This is a genomic window from Kordiimonas sp. SCSIO 12603, assembly GCF_024398035.1.
GTDB lineage: Bacteria > Pseudomonadota > Alphaproteobacteria > Sphingomonadales > Kordiimonadaceae > Kordiimonas.
In genome coordinates, this window is record NZ_CP073748.1 from 2241700 (window position 1) to 2258986 (window position 17287).

Sequence of the window (17287 nt, forward strand, 5' to 3'; positions counted from 1 at the left end):
TGCATGCAAACAGTATTATTGATTTGAGGCTTTCTATGTCCGGTTCTATGTCAGGTGCAAATGATATCAGGAAAACATTCCTGGATTTCTTCAAGAAAAACGGCCACGAGGTTGTTCCGTCTTCACCACTTGTACCAATTAACGACCCAACCCTGTTGTTTACAAATGCGGGGATGGTTCCGTTTAAAAATGTATTCACTGGCGCAGAAACCCGCGATTATACACGTGCTACTTCTTCGCAAAAATGTGTGCGTGCAGGTGGTAAACATAATGATCTCGATAATGTTGGCTACACGGCACGTCACCATACATTCTTTGAAATGCTGGGGAATTTCTCCTTTGGTGATTACTTCAAAGATGAAGCCATCTCTCATGCTTGGGAATTGATCACTAAGGAATACGGCGTAAATAAAGATAAGCTTTGTGTAACTGTTTATCACACCGACGATGAGGCTTTCGACCTTTGGAAGAAAATTGCTGGCCTGCCGGACGAAAAAATCATTCGTATTGCTACCAATGATAATTTCTGGTCCATGGGTGATACAGGCCCTTGCGGCCCATGTTCCGAGATTTTCTATGATCATGGCGATCATATTTGGGGCGGCCCTCCTGGTACACCAGAGGAAGATGGTGACCGTTTTGTAGAAATTTGGAACCTTGTATTCATGCAGTATGAACAAACTGCTGAAGGCCGGGAGAACCTACCGAAACCAAGTATTGACACAGGTATGGGGCTTGAGCGTATGGCTGCTGTAATGCAGGGTACGCATGATAACTATTCTATTGATACGTTCCGACGCCTTATTGATGCGTCTATTGAAGCAACTGGCGCTAGTGAAAATGAAAATACAGCTGCATCACACCGTGTGATAGCTGATCACCTGCGCGCAGGTAGCTTCCTTATCGCTGATGGTGTTCTGCCGTCAAACGAAGGACGCGGCTATGTGCTACGCCGTATTATGCGCCGGGCTATGCGTCATGCGCACCTTTTAGGTGCTAAAGATTTGGTGATGCATCAGCTTGTACCTGCGCTCGTAGGCGAGATGGGCCAGGCATTCCCGGAGCTTACTCGCGCTGAAGCATTGATCGGCGAAACACTGAAGCTTGAAGAAGGCAAATTCCGCCAGATGCTGGATAAAGGCTTGCGTCTTCTTGATGATGAAGTGTCTAAAATCTCAGGTGATACACTTGCTGGTGATGTGGCGTTCAAACTTTATGATACTTATGGTTTCCCGCTTGACTTAACACAAGATGCTCTTCGCAGTCAGGATTTGAAAGTTGATGTAGACGGCTTCAATGTTGCTATGGATGAGCAACGTGCCAAAGCCCGCGCTGCATGGTCAGGTTCAGGTGATGCTGCGACAGAGAAAGTTTGGTTTGATATCCGTGATGAACACGGCGCGACTGAGTTTGTTGGTTATACATCTGAAAGCGCTGAAGGTCAGGTTGTTGCTATTGTAAAAGATGGCGAACGTGTTGAAAAAGCGTCTGCTGGTGAAGAAGTATCAATCCTCACGAACCAGACACCATTCTACGGTGAATCTGGTGGCCAGATGGGTGACACAGGTATTATCAGCCTGGGTGGTTTTAGAGCTGAAGTAGCTGATACAGCGAAAGCCATTGGTGCGCTTCATGTTCATAAAGCAACAGTTGTTGAAGGTGAACTGAGTGTTGGGCAATCAGTTCAGATGGATGTTGATGGTGAACGCCGCGCAAGGCTGCGTGCAAATCACTCAGCAACGCACGTACTGCATGAAGTACTCCGTCGTGAGCTCGGTGATCATGTAACTCAGAAGGGTTCTCTTGTAGCGCCAGACCGTCTGCGGTTTGATATCTCACACCCGAAAGCAATGTCAGCTGAGGAACTTACATCTGTTGAGTACAAGGTAAATACAATCGTGCGTGGAAATGCTGATGTGGTAACACGTCTTCTTTCCTATGATGATGCTATTGAAGCTGGTGCTATGGCGCTATTCGGTGAAAAATACGGTGATGAAGTTCGTGTTGTCTCCATGGGAGATGAGTTCGAAAAGAGTGATCGTGATAGCTATTCTGTTGAGCTTTGTGGAGGTACGCATGTGAAGCGCCTTGGTGATATCGGCCTCTTTACCATTATCTCGGAAAGTGCGGTTTCTTCTGGTGTACGCCGTATTGAAGCTCTTACTGGTGCAGCTGCTCTAGATTATCTGTTGAGCCAGCGTTTAATGCTGCAGGAAGCATCTTTAAACTTAAAAACAAAACCAGAAGAGCTGGTAGAGCGTATTTCTGCACTACAGACTGAGCGCAAAAAGCTTGAAAAAGATCTTGCTGAAGCGAAGAAAAAAGCTGCTCTTGGTGGCGGTGCTTCATCTGGCCCAGCTGCCAAGGAGATCAACGGTATCAAGTTTATGGGACAGGTACTTGACGGTGTTAGCCCGAAGGACCTGCGCGGTATGGCTGATGATGCCAAGAAAGCACTTGGTAGTGGGGTTGTAGCTTTTGTTGCCGTTAACCATGGCAAAGCCGGTCTCTTGGTAGCTGTGACAGATGATCTTAAAGATAAAGCAAATGCTGTTGAGCTTGTACGTGCCGGTACCGCAGCAGTTGGCGGAAAAGGCGGCGGCGGGCGCCCAGATATGGCACAAGCTGGCGGACCTGACGGATCAAAGGCTGCCGATGCTATTGCAGCGATTGAAGCTGCAATAGGTGTATAAGGTAGTTTTTTACAATTACTACTTACATAAATCTGTAACAATGATAATGTGGTGCCGTTGAGTTAAACGGTATCACACTATGCAGATTATGATTGGGGCGAGAGCTACGGCTCTCAAAGTGGCAACAGAGTTTAAAGCCACGCACGTTATTCGTATTGGACAAAATCTAAGTGGCAGGAAGAAGTTCTTCTTCTTGCCAAAGCAAGCGGTATTGCTGCTACCACTGGAAAGTACGAATATTAAAGTTGAACTGATTGAACAGCTTATTGAATTTGTTGAAAAACTACCGGCTGACGCACGGCTCTTTATTCATTGCGCATCAGGTATGACACGTTCTGCTTCAGCAGCAATTATCGCCGCTTGTGCGGTTGATCGGGCAACTGAGCCATCGGTGCATTACAAACGAATGTTGCAGATAAACCCGCGAATTGTCCCACAAAAAAATATGCTGGCTATAGCGGATAGTTTGCTGGGTTTACAGGGGCGTTTACAAAGATATTCAGAACAAGACAGGTCTGAAAGGCTAAGTAATCTTAAGCCGCTTGAGGTGGCAGCCAATCACCATCACGAAATAAATAACAGACGAACTCGAGTGCCTTTTTACCTTCGATTTTATTTACGGCTTAAATTTGCACTTATTAAATAAAAAGGCCGCTCAAAAGAGCGGCCTTTCTGTATTAGGATATTGGTTTGATTAACCAAGTTCTGCTTTCAGGTTCTCGTCGATCTTGTCGAAGAACTGACCTGTTGTCATCCAGCTTTGGTTTGGGCCAATCAGAAGGGCAAGGTCTTTTGTCATGTTGCCGCTCTCAACTGTACCGATACAAACTCTCTCAACAGCTTCAGCGAATGCTGTAACTTCTGGTGTACCGTCCATTTTGCCGCGGTATTTAAGGCCACGTGTCCAAGCAAAGATAGAAGCAATTGGGTTAGTCGATGTTTCTTTACCATCTTGGTGTTGACGGTAGTGACGAGTTACTGTGCCGTGTGCAGCTTCAGATTCAACTGTCTTCCCATCTGGTGTCATAAGTACAGATGTCATCAGGCCGAGGGAACCGAAGCCCTGAGCAACAGTATCTGACTGAACGTCACCATCATAGTTCTTACAAGCCCAAACGAAGCCGCCAGCCCATTTCATTGCACAAGCAACCATATCGTCAATCAGACGGTGTTCGTATGAAATACCGGCATCTTTGAACTTTTCTTCAAACTCTGTTTCAAACACTTCCATGAATAGGTCTTTGAAGCGACCATCGTAAGCTTTCATGATTGTGTTTTTGGTAGACAGGTAAACAGGGTAGTTACGCGCAAGGCCGTAGTTCATACATGCACGTGCGAAATCACGGATAGATGCATCAACGTTATACATACCCATTGCAACGCCTGATTCAGCGAATTCGTAAATTTCACGCTCAATCGCTTCACCGCCGTCAGCAGGCTCAAATTTCATTGTTAGCTTACCAGCGCCAGGTACTTTGAAATCTGTCGCGCGGTACTGGTCACCAAATGCGTGACGGCCAATGATAATTGGCTGTGTCCAACCTGGAACCAGGCGAGGAACGTTCTGCATGATGATTGGCTCACGGAATACAGTACCGCCGAGAATGTTGCGGATTGTACCGTTTGGAGAGCGCCACATTTTCTTAAGGTCAAATTCCTCAACGCGCTGCTCATCCGGAGTAATTGTCGCACATTTCACACCAACACCATGTTCTTTAATGGCATTTGCGGCGTCGATTGTGATCTGGTCGTCAGTTTCGTCACGCTTTGTCACAGATAGATCATAGTATAGAAGATCTACGTCTAGGTATGGCTGGATAAGACGTTCACGAATCCACTGCCAGATGATGCGTGTCATTTCATCGCCGTCGATTTCAACGATAGGATTTTTTACTCTAATTTTGCTCATAGGTCCCTCAGTATAGCTAGTTGCCTGGCGGGCTAATTATTGTCGAACTTGACTGTTCGACCAGAATTTTGCGCGCACCCTATCACCAAGAATAGGATTATTGAAGAGCTAAGACGCGGAAAATTCGCCGAATATGAAGTTTTTTCAATAATTTTTCCTTGAGCAGGCCGTTACATGCCCACTTTTCTTATGGTTTTAACAACTCCATTGCCTCTTCAGCCGTTTCCACAACCGTAAGCAATTTTCCGTGTTCATCTGATGCAAAGCCGTCATTTACCACATGATCAATCAACTCAACCAGTGGCGACCAAAAGTCTTTATAATTAATCAGAATGATAGGTTTTTTGTGCAGACTGAGCTGCGCCCATGTCATCATTTCCATAGTTTCGTCAAGCGTACCAAGGCCTCCGGGGAGCACGATAAAGGCATCGGAACGATCAAACATCATTTTTTTACGCTCGTGCATGTTGTCTGTTATGTGTAGTTCGGCGAGGCCATCTTGCGTAATCTCTACATCATCGAGGTGCTCGGGAATGATTCCAATAACATTACCACCAGCATCTCTGGCAGCCCGAGCTACAACGCCCATCAAGCCAACGCTGCCAGCGCCGTACACAAGTGACATATCCGCCCCAGCGATCATTTCGCCAAGATTATTCGCTAACTCTTGATAATAGGATTTGTTACCTAATCTTGAGCCGCAGTATACACATACAGATTTTATATTATTTTCAGGCACTTAGATATCCTCGTAGAATAAAAATACAATTAGACAAACTTTTGACATGTTTTTAACGAAATCATCTTTATATATATACAGTTGATTGTTAAGGCTTTGTTAGAAGAGTAAGCGGAGTTATATGGGGCCTCTCGTTACAAAAAGTGATGATACACGAAGAAACATTATTATTGGTGTTTCTATTGCAGCGGTTGTTGCTGCAGTTGGCTATGTGATGTGGCCAGCTGAAGATTCCGCTCTTCCAGTTCCGCAACAACAAACTTCTACGGTTTCCCCTTCATCTTCACCTGAAGAGCAAGCACAAGAGAGTGCAAAGGTGCCTGAATTCGATCTGGTACGTATTTCCCGTGGTGGCACAGGAGTTATTGCTGGTCGTATGGCGCCGGGTGCTCAGGTTGAATTATATGCAAATGGCCGGAAAATTTCAGAAGTTACAGCCGATGAAAATGGTGAATGGGTAATGATTCTTGAAGAGCCGCTTGAAGCGGGCTCTGTAGAATTAAACTTAAAAGCCCAGGAGACTGGCGGAACGGAAGTTGCTGAGGCAGATGATGTTGTTGTCGTTTCTGTGCCTGAACGAGAAGATAACCGTTTTTTGGAACGGTCTCAAAATGGTGTTGTTGCTGTTCTAACGCCTAAAGACGGGCAGGGCAGCAGTACTGTTCTTCAGAAGCCCGGCGTGGCCGCATATGCGGAAGTTGGTGAAAGCCTGACGCTTGATACCATTGATTATGGTAGTGGCGGGGATCCGGTGTTTACAGGGCGTTCACTGCCTCGTGTAGAAGTGCGATTGTATCTGGATGGTCGATTTGTTGGTAGTGTACGTGCTGATGATGGTGGCCGGTGGGCTGTGCCTTACACAAATAATGTTCTTGAACCAGGAAAGCACCTTATAAGGCTTGATCAGACCATTGCGGAAGGCCGGGTTCAGCTTCGGGTGGAGCAGCCATTTGAAACTGGCGAGCCAATTGACGCTTCTACTGCGTCCGGCGGTGTTCTTGTGAAACCAGGGAATACATTATGGCAGATTGCACGTCAGCTCTATGGTTCTGGTTTCCGTTATACTCTTATTTTCCAGGAAAATAGCGAACAAATTCTTGATCCCGATAAAATTTACCCGGGTCAGCTGTTCAAGCTCCCCAATCCAAATAAATCAGAAGGCTGAATTAAGCGACTTTTAGGTGGGTTCTTAGTGAACGAAGATGACGCTCTGCCTCTAACAGAATAACTGTTACGGCTGTCATCAGTTCAGAGCCGCTTTTAGTTTCTTCTGTTTTGGTAACGCTCGTAAAGCTTACATCACCGCGTGGGCTAATGGAGTATTTACCATCAATTTGCCGATTTGTAGAATAAAGCTGTTCTATGGCAATCGCGCGCTGGTTTTTGTCTTCTATCGTGTAAAACAGCCTGCCGAGAGCACCATCTACTTTAATAAATGAAGCACCTTCACTACTTTCCATTGCAGCAGCATGAAATTGAATGCCTTCCCAATTGAAATCAAAATTACTGATTTCATGATCGCCCAAGCTGTCTAGATGAGTTTCAGCTTTTGAGAGATGTTCATTTAATTTCATAGGTTTGGATTCCAACTACAACAGCCCAAGATGTCTATAAGCATCTCTTTTTATGTTTAACTAAGAGTTAAGGCTGGAGACGAAAAAATGTAAAGAATAAAAAAATGAATTTGAGCTGGAGCAAATTTGCCGTAAATATCCCTTAAATAATAAACAGATGATCCCTAATTATGTAATAGTGGCACTGTTTTAGTAATAAATATTGGCGAAAGCCCTAAAAGATAGAGGCATATCATGAATGCAATGGACGTGGTGATGACACCGATCAACAAAGAAGGGCATAGATTTGTCTTTATCTTCTTGTTGGCTTCAATCGGATTATTCTTCCTTGCTGAGCCTTTGGGGTGGGTTAGCCTTGTGCTGACTGCATGGTGTGTTTATTTCTTCAGGGATCCGGAACGTGTTATTCCAGATGAGCAAGGTGTACTTATCAGCCCTGCTGATGGTATAGTTTCTGCGGTAGTTGAAGCTACGCCGCCTGCGGAACTTGGTATGGGTAGCGAGCCGCGCACACGTATTTCTGTTTTTCTTTCTGTTTTCAATGTTCATGTGAACCGTGTTCCTGCAAAAGGTAAAATCACGGGCCTTGCATATGTTCCAGGTAAATACCTGAATGCAGCTGCAGCTGAAGCAAGCGAAGAAAATGAACGGCAGTTGGTTCGTATGACAACTGAAGAAGGTCACGACATTGCATTCGCACAGGTAGCTGGCCTTGTTGCTCGTAAGATTCTATGTGATCTTGAGGTAGATCAAGAGGTTGAGCGTGGTGATCGCTTTGGCTTGATTCGTTTTGGTAGTCGTACGGATATTTACCTGGATAAAGGACAGGAAGCTACGGTGAAGGTTGGTCAAACAATGATCGGCGGCGAAACTGTTATTGCACGCAATAAATAAGCGAGATTGACCTTGTCTAGCCAGAAGCGACCTCTTTTATTTAAATCTATTTCCATCAGAACAGTGTTACCAAGTGTGGTAACGCTGTTTGCCTTTATGTCAGGCCTGACATCCATCAAGTTTGCCTTGTCTGGAAAATGGGAATTAGCCGTAGGGGCTGTGTTGCTGGCGGGCATTTTTGATGGTCTGGACGGAACAGTGGCGCGCCTTCTGAAAAGTACTAGTAAATTTGGTGCAGAGCTTGATTCTCTATCAGATGTCGTGGCTTTTGGTGTTGCGCCTGCTGTAATTCTTTATTTATGGGTGCTTGAAGGCTTAGACCGTATGGGCTGGGCTGTTGCGCTTATCTATGCGAGTGCAATGGCTCTGAGGCTGGCACGCTTTAACGCACGCCTTGATGATGAAGAAGAGCCAATTAAGCGTACGGGCTTTCTCACTGGTGTTCCTGCTCCTATGGGGGCTGGGCTCTTACTCTTGCCTATGATGATTGATTTTGCCCTTGGGCAGAATCTCGCAAAAGAAAATGGCCTGATTATCTGCGGGTATGCAATCGTGGTAGTCTTCCTTATGGTGTCTACTTTACCTACGTTGTCGCTGAAGGCATTAAGGGCGCCAAAAGCTTGGTTTGTACCGCTTCTTGTCGTTATTGCTACCCTTATCGCTGGTCTTTTTGTACGTACTTGGCTGGTGCTTATCATTATTGGGGTAGGTTATCTTGCCACTATGCCACTTACCTATATTTCTTACCGTAGACGGGTTGAACGTAAAACCCGCGGCTAGTCTAATCTTTGGCACCTAACTTGCTTATTTAAAAACCGAATATATCTGATTTTTCTCTGTAAAGCAGATTAGAAGGCTGTTTTTAAAGGAGAAATCTTGTTATCGGAAAGGCAAGAAAATGGCGGGTGTTGAGCGAAAACAAATGGGACTGAGAAAAAATGGCCTTAAGGCGGTAATTACTGCCTCAAGTTTATTTGCACTTTCAGCATGTGGTTCCAGCGGTAACCTTTGGCAGGGCCAAGAAGTTCTTGTGGAGGCGAGGCAACAGGTCCTTGAAGAAGAAGTTGGTGTTGTAACTGATAACCATAGAGAAATTCGGGATCGCTTTGATGCGCTTGAACGTCTCTATATTGAACTAGTACAGCAAATAAGAATGCAGGATAGTAAGCTTTCAGCCATGGAGGCCAAGCTTTCAACTGTTAAACGTGACCCGCAGGTAGATGCGAATATTAAAAAGGTAAAGTCAGATGTTACCTTTATGCGTGAGCAGTTAAAAAAGCTTGAAACGCGTATCTTTACTGTAGAAATGGCAGAGCAAACAGCTGAATTTGATAGCGATTTAGCGCCGACAGGAAATTCGGTGGTGAGTGCTAATACCTCTGACGAAACCGAGGCTACTCCTGTGAGCAAAACAGTGGCAGAAACACAATCAACGTTTTATGGCGTGCATCTGTCTTCGTATCGGTCACAAGATCAAGTTGCTTCTGGCTGGAGCGGTATCCAATCTTCATATTCATCAGAGTTGGATGGTTTGACACCTCTTATCTATACACAAACTCAAGAAGGTGTTGGTACTTTCTTGCGATTAATTGCCGGGCCTCTTGTAAACGAGCAGGAAGCAGAAGAGTTGTGTGGCCGAATTAAGGAAGCTGCGCCTGAGCAATATTGCAGAGTTTCCGAATATCAAGGTGAGCCTATCAGCTGATAGGTCAGTACACAGTGTGCTTTCATTGGCACACTGTGACTTTTCATTTTCTAATTATTAACAAAAAGTGACTTTTATTCATAATGCGGCTTGACACCCGCTGCAAAATTTTGTCGGATGCTAATCACCTTCATTAAGCTTATTCGCCAATCAACTTGGGGAGGTGCGGTTGGCAAGTGGCGCCAGAGATGGCAGCCTGAAGTTTTGAGGGCCGGGCACACCTGGGGGGTTAGCTCGGATTAGGCGCAGGTGAACGGTTTGTCTTGGCTGTTCTCTGCGCCTTTCTTATTTCAGCCTTCTTAAAAATTATCACCATAAAAAAAGCCTCAGTGAACTGAGGCTAAGTAAGGGCGTTTCTGGACGGTTGGAAAAGCCGCAATCAATAATGTAATGGGCGGCCGGTGTTGGACGAACGTGAAAATACTCTTGTAGGTTCTGGCTTTTTGAACTCTACATCACGAGTGAAATGCTTAAACACCATTGAAATGCCATCTTGCATAGCGGCGATACCTGCGCTGCCGAGGGCAATGAAAACCAACAGAATGATAACCTGTGAAAGTGTAAGCATAGTTTTCTCCGTTCTTGTTATGTTCTTATGTTATATAAAATGTTACGTCAAGAACAAAATGAGAACATTTTTCTTAAAAGCTTGAAAGTAGCAGTTTTGTGACAATTGATTTCGTTTTGCGCAGGAACAGTGCTAAACAGGAATTAAGTGAATAGCCTCATATGAATAGTATGTTGGTTATGAAAGAAATATAAGAAGACAGAGACGTGTAATGTCGTTGGAAGTAAAGGAAGATCGCAGCGGTAATGCGGCTTCTGACAATGTGAAAGGCTCTCAAGCCTCTAAGAACGATAGGAATAGACGCCGTCGCCGCCGTGGTGGGAAAGACCACTCCGGCTCGAAAGCTCCTAACCATCGTGTCTCTGCTCGTAATGACCAAACTGACCCAGCCGTTAATCGCTTTACAAGCCGAGGCGTATATAGTGCGATAGATTTAGGCACTAATAATTGTCGCCTGCTAATCGCAAAACCTACACGCCAAGGCTTTCGGGTTATTGATGCTTTTTCCAGAATCGTTCGCTTAGGTGAAGGGGTTTCCCAGAATAATCGATTATCTGACGAAGCAATGGACCGTACTATTGCTGCACTTAAAGTTTGCGCGGAAAAAATTGCGCGCCGAAATGTAACCTGTATGCGCCATGTAGCAACAGAGGCTTGCCGTGTGGCAGATAATGCCGAAGAGTTTGTTGCGCGGGTGAAGGCAGAAACAGGTATCAATCTTGATATTATTTCCACGGGTGAAGAAGCCCGGCTTGCTGTTATGGGGTGTCAGTCCTTAATCGCACCCGGTAATAAGAATGCATTGGTATTTGATATTGGCGGTGGAAGTACCGAATTGATTTGGGTTCGCGTACTACCGGGTGGTGGTACTGAAATGCGTGGTTGGATGTCTATCCCATGGGGGGTAGTAAATCTTTCTGAAGAATATGGCGAGCCGGGTGTGCGTCTACCAGACGAACAGTATGCCCGTATGGTTGGTACGGTGAAGGATCATCTTATCGAATTTGAAGAGGCTCATGATATTTCTGAGGTAGTGAGGCGTAAAAAAACCCAGTTTTTGGGAACGTCAGGTACAGTAACCACGCTTGCGAGTTTGCATTTGGAGTTGCCACGTTATATCCGCGAAAAAGTGGATGGCGCCTGGATGAAGTCAGAAGATATTAAATCCTTGAGCCGCCGTGTTGCGCAGATGACCCATGAAGAACGCTCAGCGCAGCCTTGTATTGGCTCTGAAAGAGCTGATTTGGTGGTTGCGGGGTGCGCAATACTTGAAGCTATCCTCGGAATGTGGCAGGTACCCAGCCTTCGTGTAGCTGACAGAGGTATCAGAGAAGGTATCTTACGCGGCTTGATGCAAACTGGTAAAATGCCCATACGCGCAGACAGGCGCGGTAAGAACAAGAGGCGCCGTAACAATGGCTAAAGGTTGGAATACCGAATCAAATCCACGTAGTAGAGCGCGCGGTGCGAAAGTGCGCGTGAAAACAGCGCGTGGCCGTAAATCATCTTCTACCCGTTGGTTGCAGCGTCAGTTGAATGACCCGTATGTAGCAGAGGCAAACCGCCTTGGTTACCGCTCGCGGGCAGCTTTTAAGCTTATTGAGATTGATGAACGCTTTGAAATCCTCAAGAAAGCTAAACGAGTTGTTGATCTTGGCTGTGCACCAGGTGGTTGGACACAGGTTCTAACGGAACGTCTTGGCGAAGAGGCGCAGATTGTTGGTATTGACCTTCAGGAAGTGGAACCAATCCCAGGCGCTAACCTCTGGGTTATGGATTTTCTGAGCTTGGATGCTGAAGAACGTTTGATGAAAGAGTTGGACGGACCTGTGGACGTTGTACTTTCAGATATGGCCAATGCTGCAACCGGGCATAAGCAGACGGATCAGATCAGAACTATGTCTCTGGCTGATGCCGCACTTGATTTTGCCATAAAAGTGCTGGGTGAGGGCGGAAGCTTCGCCGCGAAAGTACTGGCAGGCGGGGCTGATGCAACGCTTATGAAAAAGATGCAAACACACTTTAAAACAGTGAAGCATGCCAAACCGCCATCAAGCCGCGCGGGCTCCAAGGAATGGTTCGTTGTGGCACAGGGCTTTAAGGGTCGAAAAAAGCCTGAAGATGAATAGTTTGTAAAATTTACAAGATTAGCATTGTCTTTGCTCTCAGTTCGGGGTATGGAACGGCGAACATCCAAAACCTGGATCTGGCTCGATGGGTTGGTCATCAGTCAGTATTAACTTTGAGCAGGAAAACTTATGGATATTCGCCTCGGTCTTACCTTTGATGATGTTCTTCTCGTCCCAGCAGCTAGTGATGTAATGCCCGCCCAAGTGGATGTGCGCACAAACGTTACAAAAAGCATTAGCCTTAACATTCCCCTTCTTTCTGCCGCTATGGATACAGTGACAGAAGCGCCAATGGCTATTGGCATGGCGCAAGCAGGTGGTATGGGCGTTATTCACCGTAATATGACAGATGATGAGCAGGCCGAAATGGTCCGCCGCGTTAAAAAATACGAATCTGGTATGGTGGTGAACCCGGTTACGATGTATCCGGACCAATCAGTTGCTGATGCTATGGCGCTTATGAGCCGCCATAAAATCTCTGGTATTCCGATTGTTGAGCGCGGAAATGGTGCTGGTCCCAAAAAGCTTGTAGGTATCATCACAAACCGTGATGTTCGCTTCCTTACTGCGAGCGAACAGCCAGTTTCTGAGCTTATGACCAAAGAAGTGGTTAAGGTTCGCGAAGGTGTTTCCAGTGATGAAGCAAAACGCCTGTTCCATCAGCACCGCATTGAAAAACTGATTGTTGTTGATGGTGAAGACCGCTGTGTGGGGCTTATCACTGTTAAGGATATGGAAAAAGCGGTTGCTAACCCTGATGCTTGTAAAGATGAGCAGGGACGTCTCCGGGTTGCTGCGGCAACAACAGTAGGCGACAAGGGTTACGAACGCGCTGGTGCTCTCGTTGATGCAGAATGTGATTTGATCGTTCTTGATACAGCGCACGGCCATTCAGCACGTGTTGTTGAACAGGTTGAAAAGATCAAGAAAACTTGGGGCCATGTTCAGCTTGTGGCTGGTAACGTTGCAACAGCTGCTGCAGCTGAAGCGCTTATTGGCGCAGGCGCGGACTGTATTAAAGTTGGTATTGGCCCGGGCTCTATTTGTACAACACGTATCGTTGCTGGTGTTGGTGTACCACAGCTTACGGCGGTTTCTGATGTTGCAAAAGCAGCTGACAAACACGGTATTCCGATTATTGCTGATGGTGGCTTGCGTACATCTGGTGATGTGGCGAAAGCAGTAGCAGGCGGCGCGAGCGTGTGTATGGTTGGATCGCTCCTTGCTGGTACGGAAGAAGCACCAGGTGAAGTGTTCCTTTATCAAGGTCGTTCTTATAAAGCATACCGCGGCATGGGATCAGTTGGTGCGATGGCGCGTGGTTCTGCTGACCGTTATTTCCAGGACGATGTGAAAGATACACTGAAGCTTGTGCCAGAAGGTGTTGAAGGTCAGGTGCCATATAAAGGCCCCGCTGGAAATGTGCTTCACCAGCTTGTTGGCGGTCTTCGTGCCAGCATGGGTTACACAGGTAGCCGTACAATCACTGATATGCGTACTGGTGCTGAATTTGTTCGTATTACAAACTCTGGCCTCAGTGAAAGCCACGTTCACGATGTAACGATTACACGTGAATCGCCAAACTATCCTTCAGGAAGGTAATCAATGCGGCCATCCGCAAGAATTGCAGCTTTTATAGAGCTGGTTGAGGAAATCGAAGGGGGCATCGCAGCAAGCGGTGCCCCTGCTGATTCTATCGTAAACACATATTTCCGCGAACGCCGTTACGCCGGTTCAAAAGATCGCCGCACTATCAGTGAGTGGGTTTATGGTTATCTGCGTTCGAGAGCTTATCACCTCTGGGCGCTTGAGAATGTAGATGCAAAGCTTACGGCACGTTATGCTGTGCTGTCCTATTTAGCCGTAGAATCTGCAGATATGCTGCCACTGTTTGGGGAAGAAGATGGTTACGGCCCTGATGCGCTGACTGAAGATGAAGTTGATCTAATAGAAAAGCTTCAGGTCCTTGATGCAGTACCGGAAGAGATTTCCGCAAATATTCCTGAATGGGCGCAAACTGGTTTTAAAGAGCGATTTGGTAAACACGCGATAGAAGCCGCAAAAGCGCTTAACACTGCAGCTTCTCTTGATCTTCGTGTCAACAAGTTTAAAGCCAAACGAGAGATCAATGATTATCTGACATTATTGCCAGAGGGCGCGGAGCGCACATCATATTCAAGCCTTGGCCTTCGATCTCATACCAAGCCAAACCTTGCAGGTATGAAGGAATATAAGGCTGGTGAAGTAGAAGTACAGGATGAAGCAGCGCAATTGGCTTCGCTTCTTGTTGGTGCTCAGCCCGGTATGCAGGTACTTGATCTTTGTGCTGGCGCTGGAGGTAAATCTCTCACAGTTGCAGGCCAAATGGCTAATAAAGGCCAACTCTATGCCTTGGATGTTTCGCGTAAACGGTTGCGTGAATGTGAAAAGCGGATTGAGCGAGCAGGGGCACGTAATATTCAGGTAAAGCTTCTGAATATGGATGTTGAGAGCCGGACTGAGGCACTCGCTGGGTTCAAAGCTGCCTGTGACCGTGTTTATGTGGATGTACCGTGTACGGGAACGGGCACTTGGCGCCGTAGCCCTGATCAGCGCTGGCGTTTCTCTAGTGATAACCTATCTGATATGTACGCAACACAATTAGGTTTACTTAAAGAAGCTGCGCCACTTGTCAAAGAAGGTGGTCGTCTGATTTACATGACATGTTCTGTGCTCCCGCAAGAAAATGAACGGATTGTAAGCCGGTTCATGAAACAGCAGCCTGAATGGAAGCTCGTTGATTACCGTAATGTATGGAATGAAGTGCTGGAAACAGAGGTACCTAAAAGCCTCTCCAGCATGGAAGAATGCTTGCAACTTGCTCCTCATATGCACGGTACTGACGGATTCTTTATCGCAATTTTACAGAGATAACCAACTTCGGTGTTATGATTTTAGATAGATTCGTCGTGTAAAATGCACGAATGGTCTAAAAAAGCAGACAATAAGTATAAATGCCGTTAGGCTGGTTTTGTAATAGATAGCAGAGGTATCAATGATTGTACGTTCCGTTTTTTCCGTTGTGGTAGCCGTTAGTTTATTTGCTGCACCAGCGTTTGCGCAAACAAATGAAAAATATAAGCAGGTTTCAGAAAAGTATGTAGCTGAAGCGAATGTTGCGCTTAGATCAGAGAATAATGCCCAAGCACAGGTTTTGTTTGAGCGTGCTATTGTAGCAAATCCTGCAAATGTGACCGCGTTAATTGGTCTTGGTCAAACCCATGAGGCGGAAGGTCGTATTGGCCGTAGCCTTAAGTATTACCGTCATGCGCTTGAGATCGAACCAAACGCACTGCCTGCTCTTGAGGCTCAGGCACTGGCATTTCTAAAGCGAGACATGATTGACAGAGCTGAAAGTAACCTTTCTAAGCTATCGCGTCTTTGCCCAAATGGCTGTAAGGCACTGGATACCGTTGAGACCAGTATTGAAGGCTATAAAGCTAGAAAAGCTGATGAGGATCAAAAAGAGCAAGGTTAAAACTTGCTGTATTGATTACCTCAAAAGAAAAGGCGCCAATCGGCGCCTTTTTTTATTGGGTCATTATGGTATTTATTTGAATTCGCCCGGCCATTCAGCGGCGATATAAGTGAATACAGCCCACGCAGCCACATTCTTCCGCATGTGTTCAGGTTTCACTTTATCAAGTGTGTCGTCTGCGGTGTGGTGCAGATCAAAATAGTCAGTACCGTCTTGCATCAGATCAAGGGTTGGCATGCCTGCACGGCCCATTTGGCCTACGTCTGGACCACCACTTGATTTACGTTCGTGGCGAAGAACGCCAAGAGGGCGCATAAGCTGAGCCATTTTATCAACCACGAAAGTAGAATCGCGATTTACATTCGAAGCCAGTGCCCAAATTGGGCCAGCACCGAAATCTGACTCTGCACCAATTTGGTGGTGTTTTCCGGCATCATCACCATGAACTTTGGCATATTGACGTGCGCCAACGAGACCAATTTCCTCGGCGGCAAACAATACAACGCGGATTGTTTTGCGGGGGCGCTGTGGTGCAAGGCGGTTAATAAGATCAGCTGTAGCCATGGTAATAGCAACACCTGCACCGTCATCAACCGCGCCTGTACCTAGATCCCAGCTGTCAAGGTGTCCGCCGATGAGCACGATATCTTCTGGTTGTTCACGGCCAGTAATTTCACCAATCACGTTCGCCATTTCCACCTCGCCGTGGTGCTTAACCTGAATATCAAGTTTGAGCGTGATTGGTTTCCCGCGTGTTAGTATCCGTTCCATAAGGTCTGCATCTGGATTGGAAAGAGCTGCCGCAGCAATTGGCTTCACGCCTTCAACGTAGTTCACGCCACCAGTATGGGGCAGGCGGTGGCTATCTGTGCCGATAGAGCGGATCACAATGGCCAACGCACCCTTTTTGGAGGCTTCAACCGCACCTGCACCACGCGCACGAACAGCAGGGCCGTAGCCGGCGCCATCAATATGACGTTCCATTCGGTTGGAAATAAAGACGATTTTGCCTTTAATATCGCTTGCATCTGCTTTTTGAAGGTCTTCAAAGGTTTTGAAGTGTGCGATTTCTGCCGTTACGCCACCTTCAGGTGTTCCAACAGATTTACCAAGTGCGGTGATGTGAAGTGGCTGTGTAAATGGAGCCAGTACTTCGGCGTGTTCAGAAAGGCGTTCCCAGTAAGGCACCATTACTGGTTCAGTATAAACTTTATCAAAGCCTAGTTTTTTAAATTTAGCGATAGCCCAATCAATCGCTTCTTGTTCTTTAGGGCTGCCGGCAAGGCGAGGGCCAATTTCTGTCGTGAGTGATTCCAGCAAGTTATAAGCTGTATCATCTTTGAGGGCAGCATCCCTGAGCATTTTTGCTGTATCAACTGTTTGATCAGCGATATCTGGTTGCTGCGCAAAAACAGGCGCTGCAAATAAAAGTGCGGCAGCTGTTGCTGCCTGCAATGACTTGGAAAGTAACATGGTTTCCCCCTAGTAGGTTTTCGCCCGCTACAGTGCTGGATTGCAGTTGGAGCGTCAAGTATCAAGGCTTTGGTTAAGGGCTAAGT

The 17287-nt window shown here is 46.4% G+C and carries 16 protein-coding genes; 11 read left to right on the top strand and 5 right to left on the bottom strand.

Features of this window, described 5'->3' with window-relative positions; translation table 11 throughout:
- The first annotated feature begins 47 nt into the window (after positions 1–47).
- Both alaS and KFE96_RS10340 read left to right on the top strand, forming a co-directional pair.
- Positions 48–2693 carry an alanine--tRNA ligase gene (gene alaS / locus KFE96_RS10335; protein ID WP_370650581.1) on the top strand — a complete coding sequence of 882 codons (2646 nt, stop codon included), beginning with the start codon at positions 48–50 and terminating at the stop codon, positions 2691–2693.
- Positions 2694–2772: 79 nt separating this feature from the next.
- Positions 2773–3339, top strand: coding sequence for a hypothetical protein (locus KFE96_RS10340; protein ID WP_255832524.1), 567 nt, complete (start codon positions 2773–2775; stop codon positions 3337–3339).
- A gap of 48 nt (positions 3340–3387) precedes the next feature.
- Here KFE96_RS10340 and KFE96_RS10345 read toward each other — a convergent pair whose 3' ends face one another.
- A complete protein-coding gene (locus KFE96_RS10345) occupies positions 3388–4602 on the bottom strand; it encodes an NADP-dependent isocitrate dehydrogenase (RefSeq protein ID WP_255832525.1) in 1215 nt (404 codons plus the stop codon).
- Positions 4603–4789: 187 nt separating this feature from the next.
- The gene (locus KFE96_RS10350; protein ID WP_255832526.1) at positions 4790–5341 is read right to left on the bottom strand and encodes a TIGR00730 family Rossman fold protein; all 552 of its coding nucleotides are present in this window, start codon (positions 5339–5341) and stop codon (positions 4790–4792) included.
- 121 nt (positions 5342–5462) lie between these two features.
- Between KFE96_RS10350 and KFE96_RS10355 the strand changes: the two genes are divergently transcribed.
- Complete coding sequence (locus KFE96_RS10355) at positions 5463–6506, top strand: LysM peptidoglycan-binding domain-containing protein (protein ID WP_255832527.1); 1044 nt, start codon at positions 5463–5465, stop codon at positions 6504–6506.
- 1 nt (position 6507) lies between these two features.
- Here KFE96_RS10355 and KFE96_RS10360 read toward each other — a convergent pair whose 3' ends face one another.
- Positions 6508–6915, bottom strand: a complete 408-nt coding sequence (locus tag KFE96_RS10360) for a hypothetical protein (protein ID WP_255832528.1) — start codon at positions 6913–6915, stop codon at positions 6508–6510.
- A 234-nt stretch (positions 6916–7149) separates the two neighbouring features.
- Between KFE96_RS10360 and KFE96_RS10365 the strand changes: the two genes are divergently transcribed.
- From KFE96_RS10365 to KFE96_RS10375, 3 genes are all read left to right on the top strand, one after another.
- Positions 7150–7809 (top strand): phosphatidylserine decarboxylase, encoded by a 660-nt coding sequence (locus tag KFE96_RS10365; protein ID WP_255832529.1) that lies wholly within the window; start codon positions 7150–7152, stop codon positions 7807–7809.
- Between the two features lie 12 nt (positions 7810–7821).
- Positions 7822–8589 carry a CDP-diacylglycerol--serine O-phosphatidyltransferase gene (pssA, locus tag KFE96_RS10370; RefSeq protein ID WP_255832530.1) on the top strand — a complete coding sequence of 256 codons (768 nt, stop codon included), beginning with the start codon at positions 7822–7824 and terminating at the stop codon, positions 8587–8589.
- Between the two features lie 142 nt (positions 8590–8731).
- Positions 8732–9514: an SPOR domain-containing protein gene (locus tag KFE96_RS10375; RefSeq protein WP_255832531.1), complete on the top strand. Its 783-nt coding sequence runs from the start codon at positions 8732–8734 to the stop codon at positions 9512–9514.
- A 379-nt stretch (positions 9515–9893) separates the two neighbouring features.
- Here the strand turns inward: KFE96_RS10375 and KFE96_RS10380 are convergent, their stop codons facing one another.
- On the bottom strand, positions 9894–10082 hold the full coding sequence (locus tag KFE96_RS10380; RefSeq protein WP_255832532.1) for a hypothetical protein: 189 nt from the start codon (positions 10080–10082) through the stop codon (positions 9894–9896).
- A gap of 211 nt (positions 10083–10293) precedes the next feature.
- On the opposite strand from KFE96_RS10380, the gene KFE96_RS10385 reads away from it, so the two are divergent.
- From KFE96_RS10385 to KFE96_RS10405, 5 genes are all read left to right on the top strand, one after another.
- A complete protein-coding gene (locus KFE96_RS10385) occupies positions 10294–11505 on the top strand; it encodes a Ppx/GppA phosphatase family protein (RefSeq protein WP_255832533.1) in 1212 nt (403 codons plus the stop codon).
- Positions 11498–12211 (top strand): RlmE family RNA methyltransferase, encoded by a 714-nt coding sequence (locus tag KFE96_RS10390; protein ID WP_255832534.1) that lies wholly within the window; start codon positions 11498–11500, stop codon positions 12209–12211. Before KFE96_RS10385 ends, KFE96_RS10390 begins: the two co-directional genes overlap by 8 nt.
- Positions 12212–12340: 129 nt before the next feature.
- The gene (gene guaB / locus KFE96_RS10395; RefSeq protein ID WP_255832535.1) at positions 12341–13813 is read left to right on the top strand and encodes an IMP dehydrogenase; all 1473 of its coding nucleotides are present in this window, start codon (positions 12341–12343) and stop codon (positions 13811–13813) included.
- 3 nt (positions 13814–13816) lie between these two features.
- On the top strand, positions 13817–15124 hold the full coding sequence (locus tag KFE96_RS10400; protein ID WP_255832536.1) for an RsmB/NOP family class I SAM-dependent RNA methyltransferase: 1308 nt from the start codon (positions 13817–13819) through the stop codon (positions 15122–15124).
- A gap of 121 nt (positions 15125–15245) precedes the next feature.
- The gene (locus KFE96_RS10405; protein WP_255832537.1) at positions 15246–15728 is read left to right on the top strand and encodes a tetratricopeptide repeat protein; all 483 of its coding nucleotides are present in this window, start codon (positions 15246–15248) and stop codon (positions 15726–15728) included.
- 72 nt (positions 15729–15800) lie between these two features.
- Here the strand turns inward: KFE96_RS10405 and KFE96_RS10410 are convergent, their stop codons facing one another.
- The gene (locus tag KFE96_RS10410; protein ID WP_255832538.1) at positions 15801–17201 is read right to left on the bottom strand and encodes a M20/M25/M40 family metallo-hydrolase; all 1401 of its coding nucleotides are present in this window, start codon (positions 17199–17201) and stop codon (positions 15801–15803) included.
- Between the last annotated feature and the right edge of the window lie 86 nt (positions 17202–17287).

What these genes read in the sequence shown, in the direction of transcription:
- alaS (WP_370650581.1), top strand. Translation starts at nt 48, where the DNA reads ATGTCAGGTGCAAATGATATCAGGAAAACATTCCTGGATTTCTTCAAG.
- KFE96_RS10340 (WP_255832524.1), top strand. Translation starts at nt 2,773, where the DNA reads ATGCAGATTATGATTGGGGCGAGAGCTACGGCTCTCAAAGTGGCAACA.
- KFE96_RS10345 (WP_255832525.1), bottom strand. Translation starts at nt 4,602, where the DNA reads ATGAGCAAAATTAGAGTAAAAAATCCTATCGTTGAAATCGACGGCGAT.
- KFE96_RS10355 (WP_255832527.1), top strand. Translation starts at nt 5,463, where the DNA reads ATGGGGCCTCTCGTTACAAAAAGTGATGATACACGAAGAAACATTATT.
- KFE96_RS10360 (WP_255832528.1), bottom strand. Translation starts at nt 6,915, where the DNA reads ATGAAATTAAATGAACATCTCTCAAAAGCTGAAACTCATCTAGACAGC.
- KFE96_RS10365 (WP_255832529.1), top strand. Translation starts at nt 7,150, where the DNA reads ATGAATGCAATGGACGTGGTGATGACACCGATCAACAAAGAAGGGCAT.
- KFE96_RS10375 (WP_255832531.1), top strand. Translation starts at nt 8,732, where the DNA reads ATGGGACTGAGAAAAAATGGCCTTAAGGCGGTAATTACTGCCTCAAGT.
- KFE96_RS10380 (WP_255832532.1), bottom strand. Translation starts at nt 10,082, where the DNA reads ATGCTTACACTTTCACAGGTTATCATTCTGTTGGTTTTCATTGCCCTC.
- KFE96_RS10385 (WP_255832533.1), top strand. Translation starts at nt 10,294, where the DNA reads ATGTCGTTGGAAGTAAAGGAAGATCGCAGCGGTAATGCGGCTTCTGAC.
- KFE96_RS10390 (WP_255832534.1), top strand. Translation starts at nt 11,498, where the DNA reads ATGGCTAAAGGTTGGAATACCGAATCAAATCCACGTAGTAGAGCGCGC.
- guaB (WP_255832535.1), top strand. Translation starts at nt 12,341, where the DNA reads ATGGATATTCGCCTCGGTCTTACCTTTGATGATGTTCTTCTCGTCCCA.
- KFE96_RS10400 (WP_255832536.1), top strand. Translation starts at nt 13,817, where the DNA reads ATGCGGCCATCCGCAAGAATTGCAGCTTTTATAGAGCTGGTTGAGGAA.
- KFE96_RS10405 (WP_255832537.1), top strand. Translation starts at nt 15,246, where the DNA reads ATGATTGTACGTTCCGTTTTTTCCGTTGTGGTAGCCGTTAGTTTATTT.
- KFE96_RS10410 (WP_255832538.1), bottom strand. Translation starts at nt 17,201, where the DNA reads ATGTTACTTTCCAAGTCATTGCAGGCAGCAACAGCTGCCGCACTTTTA.